The organism is Roseomonas sp. TAS13 (assembly GCF_001950415.1).
Classification (GTDB): Bacteria; Pseudomonadota; Alphaproteobacteria; order Acetobacterales; family Acetobacteraceae; genus Roseomonas; species Roseomonas mucosa.
Window position 1 is genome coordinate 1 of sequence record NZ_BDLP01000354.1, and the last position, 4511, is coordinate 4511.

Genomic DNA, 4511 nt, shown 5'->3' on the forward strand with positions numbered 1-4511 from the left:
CCGCTCAGCATCAGCAGCGGCAGGAGACGCGGCCGGCTCATCGGGCCAGCCTCAGGGCGCGCAGCAGGTCGCGCGCCGCTTGGCTGCGGGGGACGTCCTGGGCATTGCCGGCGGGCACCGCGTGGCCGGAGGGGCGCTCCGGCATCGCCATGGCCTCCGGCACCGCCTCGGCCCGCGCCACCGGCGCCACCGGACTGGGCTCCGCTGTCGCGGGCGCCACCATCAGGGGCCGCGCCTCCCGCACCAGGGCCTCCAGCCGGTCCGCCATCAGGCTGGCGCGCTCGGTCAGGAAGCGCAGGTCCTCGCCCAGCGGCTCCGCACGCGCCAGCGTGGCCGACAGGGCGCGGTCGGCCTCCTCCGTGCCGCGCCGCATGCGTTCCAGCGCGCGTTCCGCCTGGCGTGCCGCCTCGCCCAGCTCGGCCGTTCCGCTTTCCAGCGCCGGCCTTTCGCGGCGCAGGGCGGCCAGCCGCCGGTCCAGCCGCCAGACGAAGGGAATGGCGAGGCAGAGCAGCAGCACCACGACGCCCTGGAGAGTCCATTCCACCGTGTTCATCGCCAAGGCCATCAACCCATCCTCACGACGCCGGCACCGTCGCGGCGCAACTCGTGCTCCACCCGCACCGCCAGCCGGTTCTCCCGCCGGCCGAGCTGCCCCTCGAAGAGCGGCACGTCGCCGCAGCGCAGCCGCACCGGCGCCCCGGACGCGACGTTGAGCGCGATGCGGTCCCCGGGCTTCAGCGCGGTGATGGTGGACAGCGGCAGGGTTTGCTCGTCGAGCACCACGTCGAGCCGCACCAGCGTGTGGCGCAGCTCCTCGGCAAGGTGGTTCTCCCAGATGCTGTCGCGGCCGAAGCGTTCGCCCATGAACTGCTGCAGCAGCACCTCGCGCACCGGCTCCAGCGTCGCATAGGGCAGGATCATGTCGAGCCTGCCGCCACGGTCCTCCATCTCGATGCGCATGCGCGCGAGCACGGCGGCGTTGGAAAGCCGGGAGATGGCGGCGAAGCGCGGGTTCACCTCCAGCCGCTCGAAGCAGAACTCCACCCCGGCGATCGGCGAGAAGGCGTGCCCCAGGTCGGACAGCACCACGGAGATCAGCCGCTCCACCAGCGTGCGCTCGATGGTGGTGTAGGGGCGCCCCTCGATCCGCATCGCGGAGGTGCCGCGCCGCCCGCCCAGCAGGACGTCCACGATCGAGTAGATCATGGCGCTGTCCACCACGATCAGGGCGTGGTTGTCCCACTGCTTCACCTTCACCACGGCCAGCATGGCCGGCAGCGGGATGGAATCGAGATAGTCGCCGAAACGCATCGACGTCATGTTGTCGAGCGACACCTCGACATTGTCCGAGGTGAAGTTGCGCAGCGTCGTGGTCAGCAGCCGCACCAGCCGGTCGAAGACGATCTCCAGCATCGGCAGCCGGTCGTAGGAGACCAGCCCGGCATCCACGACGCGCTCGATGCCGCTGCGGTGCCGTTCCTCGGTCTTCCCGTCGAAGCCGAGCAGGCTGTCGATCTCGGCCTGGTTCAGGACCTTGGCGGCATCCGGCGCCGGGGCCGGCATCTCCTCGATCCCTTCCACGGCCTCGGCCAGCGAGGCACCCCAGGCGGCCGCGAGATCGTCCTGGCTCCCTTCCTCCGCCGCGCCGCTCATTGCACGAGGATCTCGGTGAAGAGCACGTCGTTCACGCGCGCCGGTGCGGCGGCGATGTTGGCGCGCGCGATCAGCTCCTCGCGCAGCCGGTGCGTGCCGATGCTGCCGCGCAGTTCCTCGGGCCGCATCTCGCGCAGATAGGTCTGGAACAGGTCCAGCAGCCGCGGCATGGCCTGCCGCGCCGCCTCCATGTCCTCGGGCCGCGCCAGCTCCAGCTTGGAGCGCAGGCGGATGAAGGTGCCGCGCCGCCCGGGCGCGTTCAGGTTGGACAGGATCTCGGGCATGTCCAGATAGGTCACGGCCGTGCCCGCCGGCGGGGCGGCTTCCTGCGTGCCCCCATGCGCGCCGCCCTCCTGCGGTGCGGCCTCCGCATGGCCGCCTCCGGAGGCGCCGCCGAGCAGGCCGGAGAACCAGGCCCCCGCGCCGCCAGCCAGCAGCACCGCCGGCACGGCCAGGAGCAGGAGCTTCCTGCGGCCGCCCGCGCCCTTCTCTTCCACGGGTTTCTCGGTCTTCGCCATGCGCCGTCCTGGCCGCCCCCAATCCGGAAGATCCGCGGCTCACGCCGCCTGCTGCGTCGCGGAAGATGCGATCCGAACCCTTAAGGAAGGCTTTCCCCCCGGCAGGGATTCGCCCGCACCCGGCAGATCCTGCCGGGGCGGCGGCAATTTCCGGCCCGCGCCCCTCCCTCCCCGGCGGCGTCCGGGCTGGCACGCGGGTTGCGGAACACGTTCCGTCGGCGCCCGGTGCGCGCCGCATCCGCAAAGGGGGCCCAGGATGGACAATGCCGGCTATATCGCGCTTTCCCGCCTGATGGCGCAGGCGCGCACCACGGCGATGCTGGCCAACAACATGGCCAATGCGGACACGCCGGGCTTCCGCGCCGCGCGGCCGGTCTTCGCCCAGCATCTCGACCGGCAGCACGCGGTGGACGAGCCCCGCGGCGGCAGCGAGCTGGCCTTCACCTGGGACCGTGCCGCCTGGCGCGACACCGCGCCCGGCCCGGTGCAGACCACCGGCAACCCGCTGGACGTGGCCATCTCCGGCGAGGGCATGTTCGTCCTCCGCACGGAGAAGGGCGAGCGCTACACGCGCGCCGGCCGCTTCGCCCTGGGCGCCGACGGCACGGTGGTGGACCCGGAGGGCCATGCGCTGCTCGGCACGGGCGGCGAGCCGATCCAGCTCGGCCTGAACGACACCCGCATCACCATTTCCGGCGAGGGCGTGGTGTCGAGCGAGAATGGCGAACTCGGCCGCATCCGCATCGTGCGCTTCGCCGACGGGCAGAAGCCGCAGGCGGAGGGCGACCGCCTCTTCGCCAGCGACACGCCGCCCGAGGCGGTGGACCGCCCGACGCTGGTCCAGGGCGCGGTGGAGGGCAGCAATGTCCGCCCCATCCTGGAGATGACGCGCATGACCGAGGAGCTGCGCGAGTTCCAGTTCACCGCGCAGTTCGCGGAGCGCGAGGATGAACGGATCCGCAACGCTCTCGACCGCATCCTGAAGAAGCGTTGAGCGGGGGCGATGCCTTGAACCGCCCCTGGAAACGGCCGAACAGCAAGACCGTCCGCCCCCGCGCGGCGAAAGGGAACTGACCGATGCGTTCGCTCTGGACCGCCGGCACGGGCATGATGGCCCAGCAGACCAATGTGGAGGTCATCTCCAACAACATCGCGAACATGAGCACCACCGGCTACAAGCGCCGGCGGGCCGAGTTCCAGGACCTGATCTACCAGAATGTCCGCCGCGTCGGCTCGCAGAGCTCCGACACGGGCACAAGCCTGCCGCAGGGCGCGCAGGTCGGCCTCGGCGTACGCACCGCCGCGATCTACCGCATCCACGAACAAGGCAACCTGAACCAGACGGACAACAAGTTCGACTTGGCGATCAAGGGCAATGGCTTCTTCCAGGTGCAGCTTCCCTCGGGGGAGACCGCCTATACCCGCGACGGCACCTTCGGCCTCGCCGCCGACGGCACCATGGTCACGGCGGAAGGCTTCACCGTCCTTCCCGGCATCCAGGTCCCGGCCAATGCCACCGACGTCACCATCAACGCGACCGGCGAGGTGCTGGCCAAGATCGCCGGGCAGGAGCAGCCGCAGAATGTCGGCCAGGTCCAGCTCGCCGTCTTCGCCAACGAGGCGGGGCTGGAGGCGATGGGCGACAACCTGCTGATGGCCACCCCGGCCTCCGGCGCGGCGCAGGTCGCGGCCGCCGGGCAGCCCGGCTACGGCAACGTCATGCAGGGCTTCGTGGAAACCTCCAACGTCAACGTGGTGCAGGAGATCACCAGCCTGATCACCGCCCAGCGCGCCTACGAGATGAACTCCAAGGTCATCACGGCGAGCGACGACATGCTCTCCACCCTGACGCGGCTGAAGTGATGCGCGCCGCCCGTCCGCCCCTGCTCGCGCTGCTGCTGCTCGTGGGCCTGCCCGGCCTCGCATGGGCCGACCTCGCCAGCCTCCGCCCGCATGTGGTGGTGGAGGACGAGGTGGTGCGGCTGGGCGACGTCTTCGCCGATCTCGGTTCGGAAGGGACGCGCGTGCTCGGCCCGGCGCCCCCGCCGGGGCAGCGTATCATCGTGGAAACGCCCCAGCTCCTCGCCATCGCGCGCGGCGCCGGCATTTCCTGGCGCCCCTTCGCCAGCGACGAGCGCGTGGTGATCGAGCGGGCCGGACGCGCCCTGGCGCGCGAGGAATGGCTGGAGCCGCTGCAGGAGGCGCTGTCGGCCCAGGGCCTCGACCCGGCGATGGAGCTGGAGATCCCCGGTTTCACCACGCCCATGGTGCCGCTTTCCGGCCTGGTGCGGGTGGAGGTGGCGCAGCCCTGGCTCGACGGCCGGCGCTTCGGCGCCACGC

Annotated in this window: 5 protein-coding genes and 1 pseudogene; 3 read left to right on the forward strand and 3 right to left on the reverse strand. The window is 71.4% G+C overall.

Annotated features, from left to right (window positions below):
* Nucleotides 1-37: 37 nt before the first annotated feature.
* The 3 genes from ROTAS13_RS19965 to ROTAS13_RS28230 are packed head-to-tail and all read right to left on the reverse strand — an operon-like array spanning nucleotide 38 to nucleotide 2171.
* A complete protein-coding gene (locus tag ROTAS13_RS19965) occupies nucleotides 38-565 on the reverse strand; it encodes a DUF6468 domain-containing protein (protein WP_075823207.1) in 528 nt (175 codons plus the stop codon).
* Nucleotides 565-1653, reverse strand: coding sequence for a flagellar motor switch protein FliM (gene fliM / locus ROTAS13_RS28225; protein WP_019459339.1), 1089 nt, complete (start codon nucleotides 1651-1653; stop codon nucleotides 565-567). The genes ROTAS13_RS19965 and fliM overlap by 1 nt, the downstream gene beginning before the upstream one ends.
* On the reverse strand, nucleotides 1650-2171 hold the full coding sequence (locus ROTAS13_RS28230; RefSeq protein ID WP_075823208.1) for a flagellar basal body-associated FliL family protein: 522 nt from the start codon (nucleotides 2169-2171) through the stop codon (nucleotides 1650-1652). Before ROTAS13_RS28230 ends, fliM begins: the two co-directional genes overlap by 4 nt.
* 256 nt (nucleotides 2172-2427) lie before the next feature.
* Here ROTAS13_RS28230 and ROTAS13_RS19980 point away from each other — a divergent pair, with 256 nt between their 5' ends.
* The 3 genes and pseudogenes from ROTAS13_RS19980 to ROTAS13_RS19990 all read left to right on the forward strand — a co-directional run.
* On the forward strand, nucleotides 2428-3165 hold the full coding sequence (locus ROTAS13_RS19980; protein WP_019459341.1) for a flagellar hook-basal body complex protein: 738 nt from the start codon (nucleotides 2428-2430) through the stop codon (nucleotides 3163-3165).
* A gap of 83 nt (nucleotides 3166-3248) precedes the next feature.
* Entirely contained in the window at nucleotides 3249-4034 is a 786-nt protein-coding gene (flgG, locus tag ROTAS13_RS19985) for a flagellar basal-body rod protein FlgG (RefSeq protein WP_019459342.1), read from the forward strand.
* A pseudogene (locus ROTAS13_RS19990) lies at nucleotides 4034-4511 on the forward strand (hypothetical protein); the annotation flags it as partial. The gene flgG and the pseudogene ROTAS13_RS19990, both read left to right, overlap by 1 nt.

Excerpts from the sequence above, each read along its gene's own strand:
- ROTAS13_RS19965 (WP_075823207.1), bottom strand. The coding sequence starts at position 565 with ATGGCCTTGGCGATGAACACGGTGGAATGGACTCTCCAGGGCGTCGTG.
- fliM (WP_019459339.1), bottom strand. The coding sequence starts at position 1,653 with ATGAGCGGCGCGGCGGAGGAAGGGAGCCAGGACGATCTCGCGGCCGCC.
- ROTAS13_RS28230 (WP_075823208.1), bottom strand. The coding sequence starts at position 2,171 with ATGGCGAAGACCGAGAAACCCGTGGAAGAGAAGGGCGCGGGCGGCCGC.
- ROTAS13_RS19980 (WP_019459341.1), top strand. The coding sequence starts at position 2,428 with ATGGACAATGCCGGCTATATCGCGCTTTCCCGCCTGATGGCGCAGGCG.
- flgG (WP_019459342.1), top strand. The coding sequence starts at position 3,249 with ATGCGTTCGCTCTGGACCGCCGGCACGGGCATGATGGCCCAGCAGACC.